Origin of the sequence: Streptomyces sp. NBC_00012 (assembly GCF_045040875.1) — a bacterium.
Taxonomy (GTDB): Bacteria; Actinomycetota; Actinomycetes; order Streptomycetales; family Streptomycetaceae; genus Streptomyces.
In genome coordinates, this window is the sequence record NZ_CP108309.1 from 4692636 (window position 1) to 4717113 (window position 24478).

The window sequence follows — 24478 nt, forward strand, 5'->3', positions numbered from 1 at the left end:
TGACCGGCCTCCGGGCGGCGCACAAGCCGCCAAGCATCGCCGCCGCCCGGACGGTCGGCCCCTTCCAACCGCAATCGAAAGGACCACCATCATGGCCCAGCACAGCCCTGCCCGAACGCGTATCTGCCCGGACTGCGACGGCTTCCCCGCCGTCGCCATCGATACCGGGACGCGCCTCGACGACGGCACCCGCGCCACTCTCCTGGTCACCTGCCGCCGTTGCTCGGGCACCGGCTCCACCCGCGCCGCTGTCCCGGCCCCGGTCGCCCAGCGGGAGCACGCGTGACGAACACCGCGACCCTCGCGGGCCTGGCCCCGGCCACCCTCGGCGATCTGCTGCGGGTGGCCGGGTCCACCGGCTTCGACCGCTGGCGCGACCAGATCCGCCGCACCGGTGGCTGCTCCAACCCCATCCACCTGTCCGGCTGGACGCTCACCAAGGACAAGGCCACCGGCGAGACCCTGCACCGCTACTCCACCGGCACCGAGCCCGGTGGGCGGCTCCGCGTCGCCTGTGGCAACCGCCGTGCCTCCCGCTGCCCGGCCTGCGCCTGGACCTACTCCGCCGACACGTACCACCTGATCCGCGCCGGACTGGCGGGCGACCAGGACAAGGACGTCCCCGCCACCGTCCGCGACCACCCGCGCGTCTTCGCCACGCTTACCGCTCCGTCCTTCGGCCCGGTCCACAACCGTCCCGGCTCCGGCCGCTGCCGCTGCGGCACTGCCCACGGGCCGGACAACGAGGCTCTCGGCACCCCCCTCGACCCCGACTCGTACGACTACGCGGGAGCGGTCCTCTTCAACAACCACGCCGGGAACCTGTGGCAGCGCTTCACCAACCGCCTCCGTCGCGAGATCGCCGCCCGCGCCGGGCTCACCCAACGCGAACTCAAGGAAGTGGCACGGGTCTCGTACGGCAAGGTCGCCGAGTTCCAGAAGCGCGGGGCCGTCCACTTCCATGCCGTCGTACGCCTCGACGGTCCGGACGGGGCCGACAGCCCGCCGCCCTCCTGGGCCTCCGTGCAGCTGCTCAGCGACTCCATCCGGGCGGCCGTCGCGCACTCGTACACGACCATCACCGTCCCGGCCACCGCCGGCCAACCGGCCCGTCCGCTTCGCTGGGGCACCCAGCTCGACATCCGACCCATCCGAGCCTTCGACGCCGGTACCGACATCACCGAACAGGCCGTCGCCTCCTACGTGGCCAAGTACGCGACCAAGGCCGCCGAGACGACCGGCACCGTCGACCGCCGGGTCGGCAACCGCGAGGCCCTGGTCCTCCTCGACGTTCCCGACCACCCGCGCCGACTCATCGAAGCCTGCTTCGACCTCGATGCGCTCTACCCCGATCGGCGGCTGAGGGCCTGGGCTCACATGCTCGGCTTCCGCGGCCACTTCTCCTCGAAGTCCCGCCGCTACTCGACCACCCTCGGCGCCCTCCGCCAGATCCGCGCCGACTACCGCGCCGCCCAGCAGCGCGAAGAACTCGGCTTGCCCGACCCGGACCAGGACCCGACCGTCCTCGTTCTCACGGACTGGCGCTACGCCGGGCAGGGCCACAGCCCCGGCGAGTCCGTTCTCGCAGCCTCGATCGCCAGAGACCTGCAACTCAACCGAGAAACCGCCCGCGACGCCCTCGCCGCCCTGGAAGGAGACCGGTGTGACTGACCTCCTGCTCACCGTCGATCAAGCTGCCGAACGCCTCGGCACCACTGCACGCTTCCCCCGCCGCCTCATCGCCGAACGCCGGATCGCCTTCGTCAAGGTCGGCAGCCACGTGCGCATCAAGGAAAGCGTCCTCGTGGCCTACATCGAGGGGAACACCGTTCAACCCGTCCGCCGTCGCCGGTCCCGCTACGGAAGGGCCGCCTGATGGGGAACGCGAAGGGAAGTCGTCGGCGCTTCGGCGCTGTGCGTCAGTACCGGTCCGGCCGCTGGACCGCGAGCTACCTGGGACCGGACGGGCAGGAGTTCCGCGCGCCCGAGACCTTCGAGACCAAGAGGGACGCTGAGGTCTGGCTCTCCCAGATCGAGGCCGATCTCACGCGCGGGAACTGGCAGGACCCGGACGCCGGTGCGGTGAACTTCAAGGAGTACGCGCTCCAGTGGGTGGACGAACGTGGTCTCTCCGCCACCACTGACGAGCTGTACCGGCGACTCCTGCGACTCCATCTGCTGCCCACCTTCGAGGGCCTGGACCTCGACGAGATAACCGCACCCCGTGTCCGCACCTGGCGAACCGAGCGGCTGTCGTCCACCGGGGCCGCCACGACCGTGGCCAAGTCGTACCGGCTGCTCAAGGCCATCATGGAAACCGCGGTCGATGACGAGCTGATCCGTCGCAACCCCTGCCGCATCAGGGGTGCCGGGAAGGAGTCGTCCGCCGAACGCCAGATCGCCACCGTCGCCCAGGTCGACGTGCTCGCCAACGCCCTCGGGCCTCGCTGGCGGCTGATGGTCTTCCTCGGCGCGTACGGCCCCATGAGGCCGGAGGAACAGGCCGAGCTGCGTCGCAAGGACGTGGACCTGGACGAGATGACCATCCGCGTCCGCATGGCCGCACCTGAGCTGACCACCGGTCGCCGTGCTCCCGGCGACACCAAGTCGGAAGCGGGCAAGCGAGTCGTCGTCCTGCCGGCCTTTCTCCGGATTGACCTACGACGTCACCTCGACTGGTACGCGGAGAAGGGGCCGGACGGACTTCTGTTCGTGGGGGAGAAGGGCAAGCCGTTCCGGCGCTCCACCTTCGGGCGGAAGTGGCGCAAGGCTCGTGCCCTCGTCGGTATGCCGGAGGGCTTCCGCTTCTACGATCTTCGTCACACCGGGCACACCTTGGCGACCCGGTCCGGGGCCACGCTCAAGGACACGATGGTCCGCGCCGGCCAGTCGTCGGAGAAGGCCGCACTGATCTACCAGCACTCGGACCTTGAGCGACAGCAGGAGGTCGCGAGCGGACTGGATGACCTCGTGCGCGCTGCCCGCGAGAAGGCCGACGAGAAGCCTTCTGGTGCGGATCTGGTGCGGGACGCTTGAACTGGTCTAGACAACAAAGAAGCCCCGGGCTGCTGGCCTGGGGCTTTTTCATGGAGCGGGTGACGAGAATCGAACTCGCGCTCTGAGCTTGGGAAGCTCATGTTCTACCATTAAACTACACCCGCAGAGCATGCCGCCTGAGCGGCTTCTACCGTCCCATACTGTACCCCATGCCAGGTCCCCGGCGTTTGAGCCGTGGGGCCTTTTTGTTGTGGGGGGAGGGTGGATGTGTGTGCCGTGGACGGGAGTTGGGGCGTAGCGTGGGTGGTCGGAGTGCCGTGTGGAGCGGCGTCCCGTTCATCCCCTAATGTGGCTTTCTCGTTCAAGGCTTGTTGGGGAAGGGACTTGATGGACTCCATGGAGCGCACCGTCGTCCGCTGTGCCGAAGGGCACGTTTTCGCTACCGCTTCGTTCCCGATGCAGCAGCTCGGGTCCGGGCGGATCGGTCCCGGGCGGCTCATTCGCTGTCCTCGTTGTGCTCGGTTGCGGCATGCCGTGCCCGTGGTGCTCGAGCAGCGGTAGCGGCGGCGGCAGGCGCGCGGGTGGTCCCGGATTGGGGTGGGCCCGCGCGTTCTGCGTATCCTCGGGGCGTGCTTCTCTCAGATAAGGACATCCGGGCCGAGATCGACGCCGGACGTGTGCGCATTGATCCGTTCGATGCGTCGATGGTGCAGCCCTCGAGCATCGATGTGCGGCTCGACCGCTACTTCCGGGTGTTCGAGAACCACCGCTATCCGCATATCGACCCCGCGGTCGAGCAGGCCGATCTGACTCGTATGGTCGAGCCGGACGGGGACGAGGCGTTCATCCTCCACCCCGGTGAGTTCGTGCTCGCGTCGACGTACGAAGTCATTTCGTTGCCCGACGATCTCGCGTCGCGGCTGGAGGGCAAGAGTTCGCTCGGGCGGCTCGGGCTCGTCACGCATTCGACCGCCGGGTTCATCGACCCCGGTTTCTCCGGGCACGTGACGCTGGAGCTGTCGAATCTCGCGACGCTGCCGATAAAGCTGTGGCCGGGGATGAAGATCGGGCAGCTGTGCATGTTCCGGCTGAGCTCGCCCTCGGAGTTCCCGTACGGCTCCGAGCGGTACGGGTCCCGCTACCAGGGCCAGCGCGGACCGACGGCGTCGCGTTCCTTCATGAATTTCCATCGGACCCAGGTGTGATGCCAGTGAGCGGTGACGTGAACGTGGACGATGTGCGGGAGAACCTGACTTACGAGGGTTTCGGCCGTGCCGTGCGTGAACTGGCGCAGACCGTGGCGGACGACGGATTCGAGCCCGATGTGGTGCTCAGCATCGCGCGGGGCGGGGTATTCGTCGCCGGCGGGCTCGCCTACGCGCTCGACTGCAAGAACATTCACCTGGTGAACGTGGAGTTCTACACCGGGGTGGGCACCACTCTGGAAATGCCGGTCATGCTGGCGCCCGTTCCGAATGCCATCGACTTCTCGGACAAGAAGGTCCTGATCGCCGACGATGTCGCCGATACCGGGAAGACGCTGAAGCTGGTGCGTGATTTCTGTATCGATCATGTCGCCGAGGTACGCAGCGCGGTCATCTACGAGAAGTCGCATTCGCTGGTGAAGTGCGAATACGTGTGGAAGAGGACCGACCGCTGGATCAACTTCCCGTGGAGTGTGGAGAAGCCGGTCGTGCGGCGCAGCGGGCAGGTTCTCGACGCCTGATCCCCGGGACCTCGAGCGGGGCCGGCCCCGGTCAGTGGCGTTGGTGGGTGTTCAGGCGGGCCGCCTGGCGGGTCAGGTGGTGGCGCTCGGGGAGGCTGGGTGCCTTCCGGGCCGCCTCGGCGTAGAGGCGTGCCGCTGTCGACAGGTCGCCGTTGCGCTCGTGGAGGTAGGCCGCCACCGCGGTGTGGCGGGGGAGCGAGTCGTTCAGCGGCGCGAGTGCCGCCAGGCCGGCGAGTGGTCCGTCGGCCTCGCCGACGGCGACCGCGCGGTTGAGGCGGACGACCGGGTTGTCGGTCAGGCGGACGAGTTCGTCGTACCACTCGACGATCTGCACCCAGTCGGTCTCCCCGGCGGTGGGTGCGTCGGCGTGGAGGGCCGCGATGGCGGCCTGGGCCTGGAACTCGCCCAGTCGGTCGCGGGCGAGGGCCGCCTGGAGGATCGCGACGCCCTCGGCGATCGCCCCGGTGTCCCACCGGCCGCGGTCCTGTTCGGCGAGCGGCACCAGGCTGCCGTCCGGTGCGGTCCGTCCGGCGCGCCGGGCGTGGTGGAGCAGCATGAGGGCGAGCAGTCCCGACACCTCGGGGTGGTCGATCACGGCCGCCAGCTGCCGGGTGAGCCGGATGGCCTCGGCGGCGAGGTCGACGTCGCCGGAGTAGCCCTCGTTGAAGACCAGGTAGAGGACGCGCAGCACGGTGGCGACATCGCCGGGCCGGTCGAACCGGACGCCGGAGACGGTGCGCTTGGCGCGGCTGATGCGCTGCGCCATGGTCGCCTCGGGCACCAGACAGGCCCGCGCGATCTGGCGGGTGGTCAGTCCGCCGACGGCACGCAGCGTGAGCGCGACCGCGGACGACGGGGTCAGCGACGGGTGGGCGCACAGGAAGTAGAGCTGGAGCGTGTCGTCCGTCGCGGGCGCGGGTCCGGGCGCCGGTTCCTCGTCGACGCGGTCCTCGCGCCGGCGGCGGGCGGTGTCCGCCCGGGTCGCGTCGAGGAACTTGCGCCAGGCCACGGTGACCAGCCAGCCCTTCGGGTCGCGAATGGGGTCTCCCCCGCTCGAGCCCGGCCGAGAGCTTGGGGAATCGTCCTGCCAGACGCGGACCGCCTCGACCAGCGCGTCCTGCACGGCGTCCTCGGCCGCCGCGAAGTCGGCTCCGCGGCGGACGAGGATCCCGAGCACGCTCGGTGTGAGGCTCCGGAGCAGGGCCTCGTTCATCGATGGGTGGTCCTTCATTGACGAGCCGGTGCGGTCACTCGGTGATGGTGTGCTCAGCGGTCAGGAACGGGCGCAGCTCCAGCCATTCGTGGATCGGCTTCCCGTCCGCCCCGGGGGCGGCCGACAGCTCCCCGGCCAGCTCCACGGCGCGCTCGTAGCCGTCGACGTCGATCACCATCCAGCCAGCGATGAGGTCCTTGGTCTCGGCGAACGGGCCGTCGGTGACCGGCGGGCGCCCCTCGCCGTCGTACCGGACGAACGTTCCCTCGGGGGCGAGTGCCTGGGCGTCGACGAACTCGCCGGTCTTCTCCAGCCGGGCCGCGAAGTCGTTCATGTACTGCACGTGCGCCGAGATCTCCTCCGGCGTCCACTGGTCCATGGGGACGCAGTTCACCGCGTCCGGAGCGCCGCGGTAGTGCTTGAGCAGCAGATACTTGGCCATCGTGTTCTCCTCGGTGCTGGTGCGACCCATTCTGGTCGCGTTCACCGCTGGGACGGAACAGGTCACGGATTCTCGACATCCGTGTCCGCTCCCGTACGACGAAATCCCCGGCACACGGAATGTGCCGGGGATTTCGCGGGGCGTGAGGGGGCGGGCGTCAGATCGTGCCGAGCTTGATGATCGACAGCAGCGCGATCAGCTGGATGGCGGACGCGCCCAGCGCCTTCGGCCACGGCAGGTCGTGCGATTTGCTCACCATCGAGGTGAAGAGGGCGGCCGAGGCCAGCCAGGTGACCCAGCCGAGGACCTGGACCAGGGAGTTCTCGCCGCCGAGGAAGAGCGCGAATATCAGGCGGGGAGCGTCCGTGATCGACATGATCAGCATGGACAGGCCCACCGTCGGCTGCCACGCGCCGTCGCCGCCCAGCTGGCGGGCGAGGGTGTGCGTGACCGCGCCCAGGACCAGGCCGCCGATGACGAAGCCGATGCCCGTGATGACGACGTAGGGCACGGCTGTGGAGATCGTCGCGTGGATCGCGTCGTCCCGGGCTTGGTCGAAGCCGAAGAGCGCGAGCAGGCCGTACAGGAACGTGACGATGAGCGCCGGACCCCAGACGGGGTAGTCGCGCATCTGCCAGAACGTCGGTCCCGGACGGAGCACGATGCCGCTGAGCAGCTCCTTCCACGGCAGCCGGGGGCCTGCGGGCTGGGCGGGGGCCTGGCCGGCGCGGTAGGTGTCGCCGGGGCCGTACGGGTCCTCGCCGATGCTGAACGCCTGGGTGTGGCCGGGGGAGTTGGCGTACGGGTCGCCGTGCTGGGGGGACCCGTGAGGGCTCTGGGGGTGCTGGGGCTGGTTGTACGGGTCGCCGAAGTACTCCGGTTCGCCGTGACCGCCGCCGTGACCGCCGCCGTTGTAGCCGTCGTTGTTGTACGGGGGTGGGGCCGCGTTGCCTCCTGCCGGTGGCCAGGGCTGCTGACCGTACGGCGGTGGTGCCTGTGTGCCGTACGGCTGCTGCCGCGGTTGCTGTTGCGCTTGCTGCGGGGTGCGGTTGTCCCGGCCGCGTCCGATCCTGAATCCAGCCACGTCATCGAACGTACCTGGTCCGGGCCGGTGCGGTCAGGGGGCCTGGGGAACCTGACCGCCATTGCCGCCGAGCTGTGACATCCCCTAGGGGAACCCCGGGGGGACAGCCCCAGGGCCTCGGGCAGCCGGGCACGGAAAGCGGAAGCGGCCGGTCCCGCCTCTCTGGGCAGGTCCGGCCGCTTCCGTCGTGCGGCTCGCCGGGTTACTTCACCGGCTCCGGCTCCGGCGCGTCCGCCGACTCCGCCTCACCGGCCGGGTCGGCCGGGGTCTTCACGGAGTCCAGCAGCAGCTGCGAGACGTCGACCACCTGGATCGACTCCTTCGCCTTGCCGTCGTTCTTCTTGCCGTTGACCGAGTCGGTCAGCATGACCAGGCAGAACGGGCAGGCGGTGGAGACGATGTCGGGGTTGAGCGACAGAGCCTCGTCGACGCGCTCGTTGTTGATGCGCTTGCCGATCCGCTCCTCCATCCACATCCGGGCACCACCGGCGCCGCAGCAGAAGCCGCGCTCCTTGTGGCGGTGCATCTCCTCGTTGCGGAGGCCCGGGACCTTCGCGATGATCTCGCGCGGCGGGGTGTAGATCTTGTTGTGACGGCCCAGGTAGCACGGGTCGTGGTACGTGATCAGACCCTCGACCGGGGTCACCGGGATCAGCTTGCCCTCGTCGATGAGGTGCTGGAGCAGCTGGGTGTGGTGGATGACCTCGTACTCGCCGCCGAGCTGCGGGTACTCGTTGGCGATGGTGTTGAAGCAGTGCGGGCAGGTCGCGACGATCTTCTTCGACGACTTCGGCTTCTTCGTCTCCGGCGCGTCGTCGTCCTCGCCGAACGCCATGTTCAGCATCGCGACGTTCTCCTGGCCGAGCTGCTGGAACAGCGGCTCGTTGCCCAGCCGGCGGGCGGAGTCACCGGTGCACTTCTCGTCGCCGCCCATGATCGCGAACTTGACGCCCGCGATGTGCAGCAGCTCCGCGAAGGCCTTCGTCGTCTTCTTGGCGCGGTCTTCGAGAGCTCCCGCGCAGCCGACCCAGTAGAGGTAGTCGATCTCCGTGAGGTCCTCGACGTCCTTGCCGACGATCGGGACCTCGAAGTCGACCTCCTTGGTCCACTCGACGCGCTGCTTCTTCGCCAGGCCCCAGGGGTTGCCCTTCTTCTCCAGGTTCTTGAGCATCGTGCCCGCCTCGGACGGGAACGCGGACTCGATCATCACCTGGTAGCGGCGCATGTCGACGATGTGGTCGATGTGCTCGATGTCGACCGGGCACTGTTCCACGCACGCACCGCAGGTGGTGCAGGACCACAGCACGTCCGGGTCGATGACGCCGTTCTCCTCGGCCGTGCCGATCAACGGGCGCTCGGCCTCGGCGAGAGCGGCGGCCGGGACGTCCTTGAGCTGCTCCTCGGACGCCTTCTCGTTGCCCTCCATGTCCTTGCCGCCGCCGGCCAGCAGGTACGGGGCCTTGGCGTGCGCGTGGTCGCGCAGGGACATGATCAGGAGCTTGGGGGAGAGCGGCTTGCCGGTGTTCCAGGCGGGGCACTGCGACTGGCAGCGGCCGCACTCGGTGCAGGTGGAGAAGTCCAGCAGGCCCTTCCAGGAGAAGTGCTCGATCTGCGAGACACCGTAGACGTCGTCCTCGCCCGGGTCCTCGAAGTCGATCTCCTTGCCGCCGGAGGTCATCGGCAGCAGCTCGCCGAGCGAGGTCTCGCCCTTGGCGTTGCGCTTGAACCAGATGTTCGGGAAGGCCAGGAAGCGGTGCCAGGCGACGCCCATGTCCTGCTTCAGGGCGACCGTGATCATCCAGATGAAGGAGGTCGCGATCTTCAGGCCGGCGAAGAAGTAGGTGAGGTTCTGGAGGGTGGAGACGTCCATGCCCTCCAGCCAGTTGACGACCGGGTACGAGATGAAGAAGGAGGACTCGTAGCCGTCGACGTGGTGCTGGGCGCCTTCGAGGGCGTGCAGCATGAAGATGCAGACGCCGACGATGAGGATGACGGCCTCGACGAAGTACGCCTGGCCGAAGTTGGACCCGGCGAAGCGCGACTTGCGGCCCGGCTTGCGCGGGTGGGCCAGCTGGCGGATCACGATCAGGGTCAGGATGCCGAGCACGGTCATCGTGCCGATGAACTCGACGAAGACGTTGTACGGCGCCCAGTCACCGATGATCGGCAGGAGCCAGTCGGCCTTGAAGAGCTGGCCGATGGCGTTGACGATCGTCAGCAGCAGGGAGAAGAAGCCCACCGCCACGAACCAGTGCGCGACACCGACGATGCCCCAGCGGTTCATCCGGGTGTGGCCGAGGAACTCCCTGGCCACGGTGACGGTGCGCTGTGCGGGCTCGTCCGTGCGGGTGCCGGCGGGCACGTTCTGGCCGAGCCGCATGAAGTTGTAGATCTGCAGGAGGGCGCGGAGGAACAGGGCCACGCCGACCACGATCAGAACCAGCGACACGATGATCGCGGCGAGTTGCATTTGGGGGCTCCTCGGGCCTGCGAGGGTGGGGACGGTGGGATCCAGCGTCGAAGAACGCGTACTGGCGATTATCATCGATTACTAAGCAGTAACTTAATCAGTCTGTGCTGACACTACCCACTTCTTCCGCCGTGCTGTAGCCGGACAGGCGGTGATCTGTGTCGCTCGGGCGGTGGTCCGTGTCGCTCGGGTGCGCCTCTCCGTGGCGCGTGAGCCCTCGGGCCGCCTCGCGCAGCGGAACGCGTACGGCCCTCGCCAGGATGGCCAGGTCCAGTGCCGTCCCGTGGTGCTCGGCGTAGTGCTGGTCGAGCAGGGCCGGCTCGTACCAGGGCATTCCGGAATGGGAGTGCACCTGCGCCAGGCCGGTGAGGCCCGGCTTCAGCCCTTGCCGCCAGTGTGGCGCGGCAGGACCGGCGGAGGTTCCGGCGTCGTCCGGCGCCAGGGGTTCCGGGCCGACCAGGGAGAGGTCCCCTCGCACGACGTGCGGCAGCCGGGAGAGCAGGTCCAGTCGCAGGCGCCGGGTGCGCAGCGAGTGCAGTACGAAGACGTGGCCGTCCAGGCCGACCCGGGGCGAGTGGGCCAGTACGCCGCCCGGGGGCCGCCGCGCCGCGAGGGCCAGGGCGCCCGCGGCGAGCAGCGGGGCGGCCAGGGCCAGGAGGGCCGAGCCGAGGGCCAGATCCAGTACGCGCTTGGCCGGCGGGCGCTCCCACTGCCGTACCCGCGGTCGCGTCCGCGTCCGGGCTCGTTCCCGTACCGGCATCCGTGCCCACGCCCGCGCTCGTGCGGCGGACGGGGGCGGCGGCCCGTTCCGCCTCGTGCTTCCCCTCTGTCTCTGTGTCTGCATCGTTCGCACCTGCCTGGATTCGCGGCGGATCGAGTGCCGGTTTTGCGCGGCTCACGGCATTTTGTGACAGAACGATCCCACGCGGCGATGATGGGGAAGGGCTGCGCCGCCCGGGGGTGAGGGTTTCGTGCGCGCTCGGGCGGGCTCGGGCAGGGAAATCGCTGGGCGCGCGGGGTCTGTGCACGATAGTTGAGCCACCTCGACTCAGGTCTGTTGACAGTGGGACGAGGGTCATGCATCCTTGAGTCAGATCCACTCAAGTAGTCAAGCTGGAGGAATTGAAATGGCACGTGCGGTCGGCATCGACCTGGGCACGACTAACTCCGTCGTCAGCGTTCTCGAAGGCGGCGAGCCCACCGTCATCACCAACGCAGAGGGCGCCAGGACCACGCCGTCCGTCGTCGCCTTCGCGAAGAACGGCGAGGTGCTGGTCGGCGAGGTCGCCAAGCGCCAGGCAGTGACCAACGTCGACAGGACCATCCGCTCGGTCAAGCGCCACATGGGCACTGACTGGAAGATCGACCTGGACGGCAAGAGCTTCAACCCGCAGCAGATGAGCGCCTTCATCCTGCAGAAGCTGAAGCGTGACGCCGAGTCGTACCTGGGCGAGAAGGTGACCGACGCGGTCATCACCGTCCCCGCGTACTTCAACGACTCCGAGCGTCAGGCGACCAAGGAGGCCGGCGAGATCGCGGGCCTGAACGTCCTGCGCATCGTCAACGAGCCGACCGCCGCCGCGCTGGCGTACGGGCTCGACAAGGACGACCAGACGATCCTCGTCTTCGACCTCGGTGGCGGCACCTTCGACGTGTCGCTCCTGGAGATCGGTGACGGCGTCGTCGAGGTGAAGGCCACCAACGGTGACAACCACCTCGGTGGTGACGACTGGGACCAGCGCGTCGTCGACTACCTGGTGAAGCAGTTCGCCAACGGGCACGGCGTGGACCTGTCCAAGGACAAGATGGCTCTCCAGCGTCTGCGCGAGGCCGCGGAGAAGGCGAAGATCGAGCTCTCGTCCTCGACCGAGACCACGATCAACCTGCCCTACATCACGGCGTCCGCCGAGGGCCCGCTGCACCTGGACGAGAAGCTCACGCGCTCGCAGTTCCAGCAGCTGACCGCGGACCTCCTGGACCGCTGCAAGACGCCGTTCCACAACGTCATCAAGGACGCGGGCATCCAGCTCTCCGAGATCGACCACGTCGTTCTCGTCGGTGGCTCCACCCGTATGCCGGCCGTCGCCGAGCTCGTCAAGGAGCTGACCGGTGGCCAGGAGGCCAACAAGGGCGTGAACCCGGACGAGGTCGTCGCCATCGGCGCCTCGCTCCAGGCCGGTGTCCTCAAGGGTGAGGTCAAGGACGTCCTGCTCCTCGACGTCACCCCGCTGTCCCTCGGTATCGAGACCAAGGGCGGCATCATGACCAAGCTCATCGAGCGCAACACCACGATCCCGACCAAGCGGTCCGAGATCTTCACGACGGCCGAGGACAACCAGCCGTCCGTGCAGATCCAGGTCTACCAGGGCGAGCGCGAGATCGCGGCGTACAACAAGAAGCTCGGGATGTTCGAGCTGACCGGCCTGCCGCCGGCCCCGCGTGGCGTCCCGCAGATCGAGGTCGCGTTCGACATCGACGCGAACGGCATCATGCACGTCGCCGCCAAGGACCTCGGCACCGGCAAGGAGCAGAAGATGACCGTCACCGGCGGCTCCTCGCTGCCGAAGGACGAGGTCAACCGGATGCGTGAGGAGGCCGAGCAGTACGCGGAGGAGGACCACCGCCGCCGCGAGGCCGCCGAGTCGCGCAACCAGGGCGAGCAGCTCGTCTACCAGACGGAGAAGTTCCTCAAGGACAACGAGGACAAGGTCCCCGGCGACGTGAAGGCGGAGGTGGAGACCGCGCTCACCGAGCTGAAGGAGAAGCTCAAGGGCGAGGACACCGCCGAGATCCGTACCGCCACCGAGAAGGTCGCGGCCGTCTCGCAGAAGCTCGGCCAGGCGATGTACGCCAACGCCCAGGCCGACGGCGCCCCGCAGGGTGACCCGCAGCCGGGTGCCCAGGGCAAGGCCGACGACGATGTCGTCGACGCCGAGATCGTGGACGACGAGAAGGACGCCAAGGGCGGTGCGATGTGACCGAGGAGACTCCGGGTTTCGAGGAGAAGCCCGACGTCCCCTCCGGCGCCACCCCTGACGGAGCCGAGCCGAAGGACGCCTCTTCCTCTTCGGAGGAGGGGGCGGCCCCGGCCGGGGACGGAGTACAGACAGTCGGCCTGACGGCCCAGCTGGACCAGGTCCGCACCGCGCTCAACGAGCGCACGGGCGACCTCCAGCGGCTCCAGGCCGAGTACCAGAACTATCGCCGCCGCGTCGAGCGGGACCGGGCCACGGTCAAGGAGATCGCAGTCGCGGGTCTCCTGTCCGAGCTCCTGCCCGTGCTCGACGACGTCGGCCGGGCCCGGGATCACGGCGAGCTCGTGGGCGGGTTCAAGTCGGTGGCCGAGTCTCTCGAGACGGTCGTCGCCAAGCTGGGCCTGCAGCAGTTCGGCAAGGAGGGCGAGCCCTTCGACCCGACGATCCACGAGGCCCTGATGCACTCGTACGCGCCGGACGTCACCGAGACGACCTGCGTGGCGATCCTGCAGCCGGGGTATCGGATCGGCGAGCGCACCATCCGCCCCGCGCGGGTGGCGGTGGCCGAACCCCAGCCGGGTGCGACACCGGCCGCAACGAAGGAAGAGAAGGCAACCGACGAGGAGAGCGGTGGCACCGAGGAGGTCTGACATTCCGTCCGACCAACTCGCGGCACACCGCCCGGCCGTGCGACCGGCCAGCGGGCCGGTCGCACGGCCGATCGTCCGGAAGGAGGGACGTCGATGAGCACGAAGGACTTCGTCGAGAAGGACTACTACAAGGTCCTCGGCGTCCCCAAGGACGCCACCGACGCCGAGATCAAGAAGGCGTACCGGAAGCTCGCCCGCGAGTTCCACCCGGACGCCAACAAGGGCGACGACAAGGCCGAGGAGCGCTTCAAGGAGATCTCCGAGGCGAACGACGTCCTCGGTGACAGCAAGAAGCGCAAGGAGTACGACGAGGCACGCGCCCTCTTCGGCAACGGCGGCTTCCGGGCCGGCCCCGGCGGCGCGGGCGGCAACTTCAACTTCGACCTGGGCGACCTCTTCGGCGGCACCCAGGGCGGGGGCCAGGGCGGCGCGGCCGGCGGTTTCGGCGGTGGCGGCGGTCTGGGCGATGTCTTCGGCGGCCTGTTCAACCGGGGTGGCACGGGGACACGGGTGCAGCCGCGTCGCGGCCAGGACATCGAGTCCGAGGTGACGCTCAGCTTCACCGAGGCCGTCGAGGGGGCCACGGTCCCGCTGCGGATGTCCAGCCAGGCGCCCTGCAAGGCGTGTTCCGGCACCGGTGACAAGAACGGCACCCCCAGGGTCTGCCCGACCTGTCTCGGCACCGGCCAGGTCTCGCGCGGCACCGGCGGCGGCTTCTCGCTCACCGACCCCTGCGTGGACTGCAAGGGCCGGGGCCTCATCGCCCAGGACCCGTGCGATGTCTGCAAGGGCAGCGGACGGGCCAAGTCCTCCAAGACCATGCAGGTCAGGATTCCGGCGGGCGTCTCGGACAACCAGCGGATCCGGCTGCGCGGCAAGGGCGGTCCGGGCGAACGCGGTGGACCGGCCGGCGATCTGTACGTCGTGGTCCACGTCGACGCCCACCCGGTCTTCGGCCGCAGGGGCGACAACCTCACGGTCACCGTGCCCGTCGACTTCACGGAGGCGGCGCTCGGCGGCGAGGTGAAGGTGCCCACGCTCGGCGGCCCGCCGGTCACGCTGAAGCTGCCCCCGGGCACGCCCAACGGGCGCACGATGCGCGCCCGCGGCAAGGGCGCCGTACGCAAGGACGGCACCCGGGGCGACCTGCTGGTCACCGTCGAGGTGAAGGTGCCGGGCGACCTCAGCAACGAGGCCAGGGACGCCCTGGAGGCCTACCGGAAGGCGACCGCGGGCCAGGACCCGCGGGCGGAGCTGTTCCAGGCAGCGAAGGGAGCTTGAGGTGGACGGCCGACGACGCAATCCGTACGAACTGACCGATGAATCCCCGGTGTACGTGATCTCGATCGCGGCCCAGCTCTCGGGCCTGCACCCGCAGACACTGCGCCAGTACGACCGTCTCGGCCTCGTCTCGCCCGACCGCACGGCCGGGCGCGGCAGGCGCTACTCGGCCCGCGACATCGAGCTGTTGCGCACCGTGCAGCAGCTGTCGCAGGACGAGGGCATCAACCTCGCCGGTATCAAGCGCATCATCGAGCTGGAGAACCAGGTCGCCGCGCTCCAGCAGCGCGTCGCCGAGCTCTCGGCGGCGGTGGACGGCGCGGCGCAGGCGATGCAGCAGCGCGAGGCCCAGGTGCACGCCTCGTACCGGCGCGATCTGGTGCCGTACCAGGACGTGCAGCAGACCAGCGCGCTGGTGGTCTGGCGGCCGAAGCGGCCGAAGGACTGAGCGCGGGCAGTCAGGGGCCGGGTGGCCGACTCACGGGTCGGCTCCCCGGCCCTTCGTCGTGTGTGCGGGGCGGTTCGCCGTGTGCCGTGTGCGGCGGACGGGGCCGCGTCAGCTCTGTTCCTCTTCCAGGATCCCCGACCGCGCTATCAGATAGCCGAGCTGGGCCCGGCTGTTGCTGCCGAGGGCGGCGGCGAGCTTGGCGACGTGGGCGCGGCAGGTGCGGACGTTCATGCCGAGGCGGCGGGCGATGGAGTCGTCCACGTGGCCTTCCACGAGGAGCTGGGCTATGGAGCGCTGCACCCCGCTGATGCCCAGGGAGGTCGGTTCGTACTTGATCTCCTCGCGGAGCGGAGCCGCCCTCGTCCAGAGCTGCTCGAACACGTTGACCAGGTACGCGACCAGCCCGGGATGGCGCAGCTCCAGGGCGACCTGGCGGTCGTCCTGGGCGGGGATGAAGGCCACGGTCCGGTCGAACACGATCAGGCGCTCGATGAGCTCCTCCAGCGTGCGGATCTCCACGTTGCCGTCCGCCATGCGCTCCGCGTACGCGAGTGTGCTGGGGCTGTGGCGCACGGTGTGCTGGTAGAGGGTGCGGATGCTGACACCGCGGTGGACCACGGACAGACCGCGTTCCAGCGACCTGCTGAGGCGGTCCTCGATCCGTCCTCCGCCGGGCTGGACGGTGAGCACTTCGGTGCGGCACTCTGCGGTGGCGAGATCGAGGGCGGCGTTGATCCGGTTCACGCCCTCCAGCACCGTGATGGCGTGGGTGCTGGGCGGCCCCAGAGTGCTGATGTCCATGAATGGCTCGAACGACTCCGTCAGTTCGACCGAGTGCCGGCGCCGTTCCAGGATCTCGCGCTCGATGGGATGCAGATGCTGGGCAAGGGCGGTGGACGGCGGCACGGGCCGGAGCCAGTCCGGGTCGTCCGGATCGGGATGCAGCAGCGCGAACTCCATCAGGCAGGGCGCCGGCTCGACTTCGGCACGGGCGATGCGTCCCAGACGCAAAGCACTGGCGTAAAGACGTCCTCCCGCATCGCACAGTTCGGTGATCCCATGAGAATGTGTCGGCTTTGTGTTGCTTGTGGTCATATCGTCACCCCCCAGGTTCCTGAACATGCAAGAACATGATGCATCTACGCGGTGGTGTTCGCGTGCCCAGGTGGGACATCGTCTTAGGTGCGGGGGAGAAGAATCCACAAGTGAGGACGAAGCCGACTATGTATAAGCGAATGCATCGCTCGGCGCTTGCCGTCTCGTTCGTCGCGGCCCTGGGCATCGGGCTGCTGGGCGGCAGCGACATTGGCTGGAGCGAGGACGGTGTCGCCGGCAGCGACATCGGGTGGACCGTCCAGGCCGCTGCCGACGGTGACATCGGGTGGACGATCGCACCTGCCAAGTCGTCCGACATCGGGTGGACCGTCCAGGCCGCTGCCAATGGTGACATCGGGTGGACGATCGCACCTGCCAAGTCGTCCGACATCGGCTGGGTCTCGCCCACCGGTACCGGCTCCGCCACGGCCCGCACAGGCGCATGACCATCCCGCCGGACGACCGGACCTTCCGGCGAGAGATGGCCACGGCCTACCGATCAGGCTGGCATTTCATCGATCTCGTCACTGCCATCCCCCACTGTGGCGACTCGTTGATGGTCACTCTGTTCGGCGACCCCATCGTTGTCGCACGTGAAGAAGACGATGAAGTACGTGCCTACCGATGCCTCCGCAAGCCGCGTGGAGCTCCGCAGCCCGTTCGCTGTGCGATCCGGTACGACATGATCTTCGTCAACCTCGACCGGCGGGACCACCAGCTGTTCGAGCCAGAGACCATTTCCGCCACCCCCCGCAGTGCCTGAGCGATCCCCCGTCGTTCCATGTCGCTCAGTCACTCCCCCACACAACGGCGCCATCGTGACCTGAACACGATGGCGCCGTTGTGCTTTTCCCGGCCGGGCACGGTCCCCGGCCCGCGGGCCGGTCAGGCCCTGCCGAGCGCCCGGTCCACGGCGATCTCGATGACGATCCGGTCCGGGCTGGGCTTCGGCGTGCGCTCGTAGCGCTCCGCGTAGCGGCGTACCGCGTCGGCCACCACCTCCGGCTCCGTGCGCACCGTCGCGCGTCCCTCCAGCGTCGCCCAGCGGCGCCCGTCGATCTGGCAGACGGCGACCCGTGCCCCGTCCGGGCCGGCGGCCAGCACGTTGGCGGCCTTCCTGGTGTTCTTGCCGGTGATGATCCGCGCCAGCCGCGTCCCGGGGTCGTACGTCACGCCCACCGGCACCACGTGCGGCGTGCCGTCGGGGCGGGGCGTGGTCAGGGTGCACACGTGCCGCGCCTCCCAGAAGGCGAGGTACTCGGGGCCGGGGTTCGTCACGTCGACTGCCATGGGCACAGCGTAGGCAGCGGGGGCATGGGCCCCGGCCGCCGCCCCCGCCCCCGGTGGCGGAGGGCCGGTGCGGCCGGTTCACTCGAAGCGTCGGGCGTCGGGCCAGGCTCTGTCATCCCTCCGGGGCCGGGGCGGGGCCTGCCGTCGGACTGCCGTCCGGCCGGGGGCAGGGCCGGCGCGGACAGTTCCCGGCATCAAGTTGAGTGAAGTAGACTCAATATTGACTTGAGTGGAATAGGCTCAACTTTATGCACGTTGACTAAGTCAGTGCTGTGGAGAGGGCCAGTCGCCGCAAGGAGGAGAAAGCGCACGTGGACGCCGAGCTGACCAACAGGAGCCGGGACGCCATCAACGCGGCCACCAGCAGGGCCGTGAAGGACGGGCACCCCGATCTGACCCCGGGACATCTGCTGCTCGCGCTGCTCTCGGGTGAGGACAACGAGAATCTTGTCGATCTGCTGGCCGCCGTCGAGGCGGACCAGATCGCCGTACGCACCGAGACCGAGCGGCTCCTGGGCGCCCAGCCCAGCGTCACCGGGTCCACCGTCGCCCCGCCGCAGCCCAACCGTGAGCTGCTCGCCGTCATCAATGACGCCGCGCAGCGCTCCAAGGAGCTCGGCGACGACTACATCTCCACCGAGCACCTGCTGATCGGCATCGCCGCCGAGGGCGGCCGGGCCGGTGAGATCCTCAGTGGGCAGGGGGCCGGCGCGAAGAAGCTGCTGGACGCGTTCGAGAAGAGCAGGGGAGGGCGCCGGGTGACCACACCGGACCCGGAGGGCCAGTACAAGGCGCTGGAGAAGTTCGGCACGGACTTCACCGCGGCCGCGCGCGAGGGCAAGCTGGACCCGGTCATCGGCCGCGACCAGGAGATCCGCCGCGTCGTCCAGGTGCTCTCCCGCCGCACCAAGAACAACCCCGTGCTCATCGGCGAGCCCGGCGTCGGCAAGACGGCCGTCGTCGAGGGCCTCGCCCAGCGCATCGTCAAGGGCGACGTACCCGAGTCCCTGAAGAACAAGCGGCTCGTCTCGCTCGACCTCGGCGCGATGGTCGCGGGCGCGAAGTACCGCGGCGAGTTCGAGGAGCGGCTGAAGACCGTCCTCTCCGAGATCAAGGAGAGCGACGGGCAGATCATCACCTTCATCGACGAGCTGCACACCGTCGTGGGCGCGGGCGCAGGCGGCGACTCCGCCATGGACGCAGGCAACATGCTCAAGCCGATGCTGGCCCGCGGCGAGCTCCGCATGGTCGGCGCGACGACGCTCGACGAGTACCGCGAGCGGATCGAGAAGGACCCCGCCCTGGAGCGCCGCTTCCAGCAGGTGCTGGTGGCCGAGCCGAGCGTCGAGGACACCATCGCGATCCTGCGTGGACTCAAGGGCCGCTACGAGGCCCACCACAAGGTCTCCATCGCGGACTCCGCGCTGGTGGCCGCCGCGACCCTGTCCGACCGCTACATCACCTCGCGCTTCCTTCCCGACAAGGCGATCGACCTGGTCGACGAGGCGGCGTCCCGGCTGCGCATGGAGATCGACTCCTCGCCGGTCGAGATCGACGAGCTCCAGCGCGCCGTCGACCGCCTCCACATGGAGGAACTGGCCCTCAAGAACGAGACCGACCCGGGCTCCCGGCAGCGCCTGGAGAAGCTCCGCCGCGACCTCGCCGACAAGGAGGAGGAGCTGCGCGGCCTCAACGCCCGCTGGGAGAAGGAGAAGCAGGGCCTCAACCGCGTCGGTGAGCTGAAGGAGCGCCTCGACGAGCTGCACGGCCAGGCCGAACGCGCCCAGCGCGACGGCGACTTCGACACCGCGTCCAAGCTGCTGTACGGGGAGATCCCGGGCCTGGAGCGGGAGCTGGCGGAGGCGAACGAGGCCGAGCAGGAGGCCGCCAAGGACACGATGGTCAAGGAGGAGGTCGGCCCGGACGACATCGCCGATGTCGTCGGTTCCTGGACCGGCATCCCGGCCGGCCGCCTGCTGGAGGGCGAGACCCAGAAGCTGCTGCGCATGGAGGACGAGCTCGGCAAGCGACTCATCGGGCAGAGCGAGGCCGTGCGGGCGGTGTCGGACGCGGTACGCCGCACCCGCGCCGGAATCGCCGACCCCGACCGGCCCACCGGCTCGTTCCTCTTCCTCGGCCCGACCGGTGTCGGCAAGACGGAGCTCGCGAAGGCGCTCGCCGACTTCCTGTTCGACGACGAGCGGGCCATGGTCCGCATCGACATGAGCGAGTACGGCGAGAAGCACAGCGTGGCGCGGCTCGTCGGCGCCCCGCCCGGATACGTCGGCTACGAGGAGGGCGGCCAGCTCACCGAGGCGGTCCGCCGCCGCCCGTACAGCGTCGTGCTGCTGGACGAGGTCGAGAAGGCCCACCCCGAGGTCTTCGACATCCTGCTCCAGGTCCTCGACGACGGCCGGCTCACCGACGGGCAGGGCCGGACGGTGGACTTCCGCAACACCATCCTGATCCTGACCTCCAACCTCGGCAGCCAGTTCCTGGTCGACCCGCTGACCAAGCCCGAGGAGAAGAAGGCACGGGTCCTGGAGGTCGTACGGGCCTCGTTCAAGCCGGAATTCCTCAACCGGCTCGACGACCTGGTGGTCTTCTCCGCGCTCTCCGGCGACGAGCTTTCGCACATCGCGCGGCTCCAGATCGACCGGCTCGCCAAGCGTCTGGCCGACCGCCGCCTCACCCTCGACGTCACGCCCGAGGCCCTGGCCTGGCTGGCCGAGGAGGGCAACGACCCGGCGTACGGGGCGCGGCCGCTGCGCCGCCTCATCCAGACGGCGATCGGTGACCGGCTGGCGAAGGAGATCCTCTCCGGCGAGGTGACGGACGGGGACACCGTACGGGTGGACCGGGTCGGTGACGACCTGCTCGTCGGGCCCGCGACCTCGGGCGGGGCCCCGGGCGCGACCTCGTAGCGGGCACCCGGCCTGCCGATGACGGGTCCCCTGCCGAAGGACCGTGTGTCCCGGCCGGGGACCCGCCGTTCGCGGCCTCGTCCGCGCCGCTGTCCGCACCGCCCGTCCGCACCCCATTCGCGCCGCTGTCCGCCCCCGCACGCGCCGCCTTCCGCGCCGCTGTCCGCGCTGCCGGGCAAGCGGTGCGGAATTGCGGTTATTTCGGGAGAAAGTGAAATTGGTCACCGTCGCCGGTGATCCGTTGTTCGACATCGATATTGCGCCAAACGCCTCGCTCCGCACTGATGGGAGACGGCCCCTGGCCCGGCTCGGCCCCGGGGTGCATCACCCGCCCCTGACAAGGGACTTCCGTAGGGGTGCGGGCGGTGCCCGCCCGGCGGTGCGCGAATAATCAGGACAGCTGGCGGCGTCCGTCGTGGCCTGCCCGCGAGCAGCGTTAGGGGCCGAATTCGGCAGTCGGTAGCGTGCCCGCATGAACGAGCGGATAGGCGATGAGATCAATTCGGGGCCTAAAAAGCCCAGATCTGACAATCTCTTTCACCTTGGCGAATTCCGTACCCTTTGGGCTGCTTTCGCTCAGTCGATCCTGGGTGACCAGCTGGCACGTGTGGCCCTGTCGTTGCTCGTGTTCGAACGCACCGACTCGCCCGGGTGGACCGCCGCGACGTACGCGCTGACCACCTTGCCCGCTCTGCTGTCCGGGGTGCTCCTGTCCGGTCTGGCGGACCGCTTCCCCCGGCGCACGGTCATGATCAGCTGCGACCTCGTGCGGATGGTGCTGGTCGGGCTGATGGCCCTGCCCGGGATGCCCTTGCCACTGCTCGCCGGGCTGCTGGTGCTGGCGCAGCTGGCCGAGGCACCCTTCGGCGCCGCCCAGGGCGCGCTGCTGCCCACGGTGCTCGGCGCGCAGCGGTACGAACGCGGCCAGCGGATCATGCAGATCACCCACCAGGTCGGCCAGCTGGTCGGCTTCGCCGGCGGAGGCCTGCTGGCCGCGTGGCTGGGCAGCAACCTCTCGCTGGGCGTCAACGCGCTGACCTTCCTGCTCTCGGCGATGCTGGTCAGGTTCGGCGTGAAGGCCCGTCCCGTGGCGAGTGCCGACGCCCGCAAGACGCGGCTCGGCGCACAGGTCGGCGGCGCGGCCGCGCTGATCTGGTCGGACCGCCGGCTCCGGTCGCTGCTCGCACTGGGGTGGCTCGCGGGGTTCGTCGTCCTGCCGGAAGGGCTGGCCGCCCCGTTCGCGGACGAGGCCGGCGGCGGCTCCTACTCGGTGGGCCTCCTGCTCGCCTCGCATCCGGCGGGAATGGTGCTGGGAGCCGCCCTGCTGGGGCGGGCCAAGGTCGGCGACGAGTCGCGTCGCCGCCTGCTCGGGCCGCTGGCGATCGGTGCGAATCTGCCGCTGGTGGCCTACTGGCTCGATCCCGGCGTGGGCGTGGCCATGTTCCTCCTGATGGTGGCCGGCGTGTGCTCCGCCTACCAGATCACCGCCGGGGCCACCTTCGTGCTCCTGACCCCGGTCGACCGGCGCGGCCAGGCGCTGGGGCTCGCCAGGTCGGGGGTGACCGCCATGCAGGGGATCGGCGTCGCGGCAGGGGGCGTGGCGACGGAGCTGACCGGCTCGTCGGCGAACACCATCGGCGCCTCCGGACTCCTCGGGGTGCTGTGCGCGATCTTTGCCGCCGCCGCATGGTCACGGGCGCGGGGGACCGATGCGCAGATGATTCCCCGGGAGGCGTAGAGCCGGTCCGGAGCCGATTCCCGCCAGGGCGTAGACCCCCTGGCGGCGAAACGCCGCTAGGGTCGACGGCAGGAAACCACGAGCGATCCACAGGAGTACCCAGCGATGTCTATCGATCCGTCCTCGATTCCGAATTTCGGGGGCCAGCCCGAACCGCAGGCGGCAGGACCCGAGGGCCCCGTTGTCCCTGACCAGGATCTCGTCAAGCAGCTCCTCGAACAGATGGAGCTGAAGTTCGTCGTCGACGACGAGGGCGACCTCGCGGCGCCGTGGGAGGACTTCCGGACGTACTTCATGTTCCGGGGCGAGGACGAGCAGCAGGTCTTCTCGGTCCGCACGTTCTACGACCGCCCGCACGCCGCGGACCAGCGCCCGGTCCTGCTCGACGCGATCGACGACTGGAACCGCCGCACGCTGTGGCCCAAGGTCTACACGCACACCCACGAGCCCGAGGAGGGCTCCGAGGACACCGAGGTCTCGGTCCGTCTGATCGGTGAGGCGCAGATGCTCATCGGCACGGGCGTCAGCCTGGAGCACTTCGTCTCGTCGACGGTCAGCTGGGTGCGCGCCTCGATCGAGTTCGACAAGTGGCTGCAGGAGCGCCTGGGCCTGACCCCGGCCGAGGACAAGGCGGACGGCGAGGACCCGGCCCCTCCGGACGCCTAGGGCCTCCAGCCCTCGCACAGCAGTGAGACCCCACCCCGGGGCGGCGGTCCTCGTGACCGCCGCCCCGGGGTGTCGTCGGTTCAGGGCACCAGGCGCCGCAGCCGGCCGGCCGCCTCCCGGAGGATGTCCTCCCGCTTGCAGAAGGTGAACCGGACTTGGCTGCGTCCGGCGTCCGGGTCGTCGTAGAAGACCGAGTTGGGGACCGCGACGACGCCGCAGCGTTCGGGGAGGGCGCGGCAGAAGGCGTAGGCGTCCTTCTCGCCGAAGGGGGTGATGTCGGTGGTGATGAAGTAGGTGCCCTGGGGCCGGTAGACCTCGAACCCGGCGGCGCGCAGGCCGTCGGAGAGCAGGTCGCGGCGGCGGCGCAGGCCGGCGCGGAAGTCGTCGAAGTAGGAGTCCGGCAGGCGCAGTGCCTCGGCGATCGCGTACTGGAACGGGCCCGCGCTGACATAGGTCAGGTACTGCTTGGCCGTCCGGACGGCGGCGGTCAGCGGGGCACTCGCGGTGACCCAGCCGACCTTCCAGCCGGTGTACGAGAAGGTCTTGCCGGCGGACGAGATCGAGACCGTGCGGTCGCGCATGCCGGGCAGCGAGGCCGGCGGGATGTGTTCGCCCTCGAAGACCAGGTGTTCGTAGACCTCGTCGGTGACCACGAGGAGGTCGTGCTCCACCGCCAGTCCGGCGATCGTGGTCAGCTCCTCGCGGGTGAGGACCATGCCCGTCGGGTTGTGCGGGCTGTTCAGCAGCAGCAGCCGGGTGCGGGGTGTGATCGCGTCCCGGAGGGCGTCGAGGTCGGGGCGGAAGTCCGGGGCGCGCAGGGTCAGCGGGACGCGTACGCCGCCCGCCATGGCGATGCACGCGGCGTACGAGTCGTAGAAGGGCTCGAACGCGATGACCTCGTCGCCGGGCTCCAGCAGTGCGAGCATCGCGGCGGCGATGGCTTCGGTGGCGCCGGCGGTGACCAGGACCTCGGTGTCGGGGTCGTGGGTGAGGCCGTAGCGCCGCTGCCGGTGGTCGGCGACCGCGGTGCGCAGTTCGGGGATGCCGGGGCCCGGCGGGTACTGGTTGCCGTGCCCGTCGCGCAGCGCCCGGACCGCGGCCTCGCGGATCTCTTCGGGGCCGTCGGTGTCGGGGAATCCCTGGCCGAGGTTGATGGAGCCGGTCCGTACGGCAAGCGCCGACATCTCCGCGAAGATCGTCGTACCGAACTCGGCGAGGCGGCGGTTGAGCAGCGGTCGTCCCTGTGTCATGGCCGTCATCCTGCGCGGAAGCTCTGGAGTTGCTCAAGTCTGCTTTGGCCGTTCGGGGGCGGGGGCATCCCCCACACACGCGGGAAGCGCGGGGAAGCGGGGGACCTCGCTTTCGGGGGACGGAAGGGCGTGAGGCCGGTGAAGGTCTTTGTCGGTGTGGTGATCGCGGTCGGTCTGATCGTGCTGTTCGTCTCGGTCCTGGTGAGGGCCGGAAGCAGGTCGAAGGCGG

Annotated in this window: 23 protein-coding genes and 1 tRNA gene; 15 read left to right on the forward strand and 9 right to left on the reverse strand. The window is 69.4% G+C overall.

Annotation, left to right across the window (positions count from 1 at the left end; all coding sequences use genetic code 11):
- Positions 1-91 precede the first annotated feature (91 nt).
- The 4 genes from OHA19_RS21630 to OHA19_RS21645 are packed head-to-tail and all read left to right on the forward strand — an operon-like array spanning position 92 to position 3036.
- Positions 92-286 (forward strand): hypothetical protein, encoded by a 195-nt coding sequence (locus OHA19_RS21630; RefSeq protein ID WP_405751199.1) that lies wholly within the window; start codon positions 92-94, stop codon positions 284-286.
- On the forward strand, positions 283-1671 hold the full coding sequence (gene repSA, locus OHA19_RS21635; protein ID WP_405751202.1) for a replication initiator protein RepSA: 1389 nt from the start codon (positions 283-285) through the stop codon (positions 1669-1671). The genes OHA19_RS21630 and repSA overlap by 4 nt, the downstream gene beginning before the upstream one ends.
- Positions 1664-1876: an excisionase family DNA-binding protein gene (locus OHA19_RS21640; RefSeq protein ID WP_405751205.1), complete on the forward strand. Its 213-nt coding sequence runs from the start codon at positions 1664-1666 to the stop codon at positions 1874-1876. Before repSA ends, OHA19_RS21640 begins: the two co-directional genes overlap by 8 nt.
- The gene (locus OHA19_RS21645) at positions 1876-3036 is read left to right on the forward strand and encodes a tyrosine-type recombinase/integrase (protein ID WP_405751208.1); all 1161 of its coding nucleotides are present in this window, start codon (positions 1876-1878) and stop codon (positions 3034-3036) included. Before OHA19_RS21640 ends, OHA19_RS21645 begins: the two co-directional genes overlap by 1 nt.
- Positions 3037-3087: 51 nt before the next feature.
- Here the strand turns inward: OHA19_RS21645 and OHA19_RS21650 are convergent.
- Positions 3088-3161: transfer RNA gene (locus OHA19_RS21650), tRNA-Gly, on the reverse strand.
- Positions 3162-3626: 465 nt separating this feature from the next.
- Between OHA19_RS21650 and dcd the strand changes: the two genes are divergently transcribed.
- Complete coding sequence (gene dcd, locus OHA19_RS21655) at positions 3627-4202, forward strand: dCTP deaminase (protein WP_072487843.1); 576 nt, start codon at positions 3627-3629, stop codon at positions 4200-4202.
- Positions 4203-4225: 23 nt separating this feature from the next.
- A complete protein-coding gene (locus tag OHA19_RS21660; protein ID WP_405721626.1) occupies positions 4226-4723 on the forward strand; it encodes a phosphoribosyltransferase in 498 nt (165 codons plus the stop codon).
- A gap of 31 nt (positions 4724-4754) precedes the next feature.
- Here OHA19_RS21660 and OHA19_RS21665 read toward each other — a convergent pair whose 3' ends face one another.
- The 5 genes from OHA19_RS21665 to OHA19_RS21685 all read right to left on the reverse strand — a co-directional run bounded on the left by OHA19_RS21665 (position 4755) and on the right by OHA19_RS21685 (position 10692).
- Complete coding sequence (locus OHA19_RS21665) at positions 4755-5936, reverse strand: RNA polymerase sigma factor (protein ID WP_405714228.1); 1182 nt, start codon at positions 5934-5936, stop codon at positions 4755-4757.
- Between the two features lie 34 nt (positions 5937-5970).
- Positions 5971-6378: a YciI family protein gene (locus OHA19_RS21670; protein ID WP_405721624.1), complete on the reverse strand. Its 408-nt coding sequence runs from the start codon at positions 6376-6378 to the stop codon at positions 5971-5973.
- A gap of 157 nt (positions 6379-6535) precedes the next feature.
- A complete protein-coding gene (locus OHA19_RS21675) occupies positions 6536-7462 on the reverse strand; it encodes a YIP1 family protein (protein ID WP_405714226.1) in 927 nt (308 codons plus the stop codon).
- A gap of 202 nt (positions 7463-7664) precedes the next feature.
- Complete coding sequence (locus OHA19_RS21680) at positions 7665-9932, reverse strand: (Fe-S)-binding protein (protein WP_405714224.1); 2268 nt, start codon at positions 9930-9932, stop codon at positions 7665-7667.
- 97 nt (positions 9933-10029) lie between these two features.
- On the reverse strand, positions 10030-10692 hold the full coding sequence (locus OHA19_RS21685) for a sugar transferase (RefSeq protein WP_405714222.1): 663 nt from the start codon (positions 10690-10692) through the stop codon (positions 10030-10032).
- Between the two features lie 367 nt (positions 10693-11059).
- Here OHA19_RS21685 and dnaK point away from each other — a divergent pair, with 367 nt between their 5' ends.
- The 4 genes from dnaK (at position 11060) to OHA19_RS21705 (ending at position 15286) form a co-directional block, all read left to right on the forward strand.
- The gene (gene dnaK, locus OHA19_RS21690) at positions 11060-12910 is read left to right on the forward strand and encodes a molecular chaperone DnaK (protein ID WP_405714220.1); all 1851 of its coding nucleotides are present in this window, start codon (positions 11060-11062) and stop codon (positions 12908-12910) included.
- Complete coding sequence (gene grpE, locus OHA19_RS21695; protein WP_405714218.1) at positions 12907-13557, forward strand: nucleotide exchange factor GrpE; 651 nt, start codon at positions 12907-12909, stop codon at positions 13555-13557. Before dnaK ends, grpE begins: the two co-directional genes overlap by 4 nt.
- Before the next feature lie 93 nt (positions 13558-13650).
- The gene (dnaJ, locus tag OHA19_RS21700; RefSeq protein ID WP_405714216.1) at positions 13651-14838 is read left to right on the forward strand and encodes a molecular chaperone DnaJ; all 1188 of its coding nucleotides are present in this window, start codon (positions 13651-13653) and stop codon (positions 14836-14838) included.
- A gap of 1 nt (position 14839) precedes the next feature.
- The gene (locus tag OHA19_RS21705) at positions 14840-15286 is read left to right on the forward strand and encodes a heat shock protein transcriptional repressor HspR (protein WP_072487850.1); all 447 of its coding nucleotides are present in this window, start codon (positions 14840-14842) and stop codon (positions 15284-15286) included.
- A gap of 108 nt (positions 15287-15394) precedes the next feature.
- Here OHA19_RS21705 and OHA19_RS21710 read toward each other — a convergent pair whose 3' ends face one another.
- Positions 15395-16381 carry a helix-turn-helix transcriptional regulator gene (locus OHA19_RS21710; RefSeq protein ID WP_405714213.1) on the reverse strand — a complete coding sequence of 329 codons (987 nt, stop codon included), beginning with the start codon at positions 16379-16381 and terminating at the stop codon, positions 15395-15397.
- 128 nt (positions 16382-16509) lie between these two features.
- Between OHA19_RS21710 and OHA19_RS21715 the strand changes: the two genes are divergently transcribed.
- A complete protein-coding gene (locus tag OHA19_RS21715) occupies positions 16510-16827 on the forward strand; it encodes a hypothetical protein (protein ID WP_405714211.1) in 318 nt (105 codons plus the stop codon).
- On the forward strand, positions 16824-17144 hold the full coding sequence (locus OHA19_RS21720) for a (2Fe-2S)-binding protein (RefSeq protein ID WP_072487853.1): 321 nt from the start codon (positions 16824-16826) through the stop codon (positions 17142-17144). Before OHA19_RS21715 ends, OHA19_RS21720 begins: the two co-directional genes overlap by 4 nt.
- A gap of 122 nt (positions 17145-17266) precedes the next feature.
- On the opposite strand, the gene OHA19_RS21725 is transcribed toward OHA19_RS21720, so the two are convergent.
- Positions 17267-17671, reverse strand: a complete 405-nt coding sequence (locus OHA19_RS21725; protein ID WP_405751211.1) for a pyridoxamine 5'-phosphate oxidase family protein — start codon at positions 17669-17671, stop codon at positions 17267-17269.
- A gap of 311 nt (positions 17672-17982) precedes the next feature.
- On the opposite strand from OHA19_RS21725, the gene clpB reads away from it, so the two are divergent.
- The 3 genes from clpB (at position 17983) to OHA19_RS21740 (ending at position 22999) form a co-directional block, all read left to right on the forward strand.
- The gene (clpB, locus tag OHA19_RS21730; protein WP_405714207.1) at positions 17983-20595 is read left to right on the forward strand and encodes an ATP-dependent chaperone ClpB; all 2613 of its coding nucleotides are present in this window, start codon (positions 17983-17985) and stop codon (positions 20593-20595) included.
- 472 nt (positions 20596-21067) lie between these two features.
- On the forward strand, positions 21068-22333 hold the full coding sequence (locus OHA19_RS21735; RefSeq protein ID WP_405751213.1) for an MFS transporter: 1266 nt from the start codon (positions 21068-21070) through the stop codon (positions 22331-22333).
- Between the two features lie 105 nt (positions 22334-22438).
- Positions 22439-22999: a YbjN domain-containing protein gene (locus OHA19_RS21740; protein ID WP_405751215.1), complete on the forward strand. Its 561-nt coding sequence runs from the start codon at positions 22439-22441 to the stop codon at positions 22997-22999.
- Between the two features lie 80 nt (positions 23000-23079).
- Here the strand turns inward: OHA19_RS21740 and OHA19_RS21745 are convergent, their stop codons facing one another.
- Positions 23080-24249, reverse strand: a complete 1170-nt coding sequence (locus OHA19_RS21745) for a pyridoxal phosphate-dependent aminotransferase (RefSeq protein ID WP_405714201.1) — start codon at positions 24247-24249, stop codon at positions 23080-23082.
- Between the last annotated feature and the right edge of the window lie 229 nt (positions 24250-24478).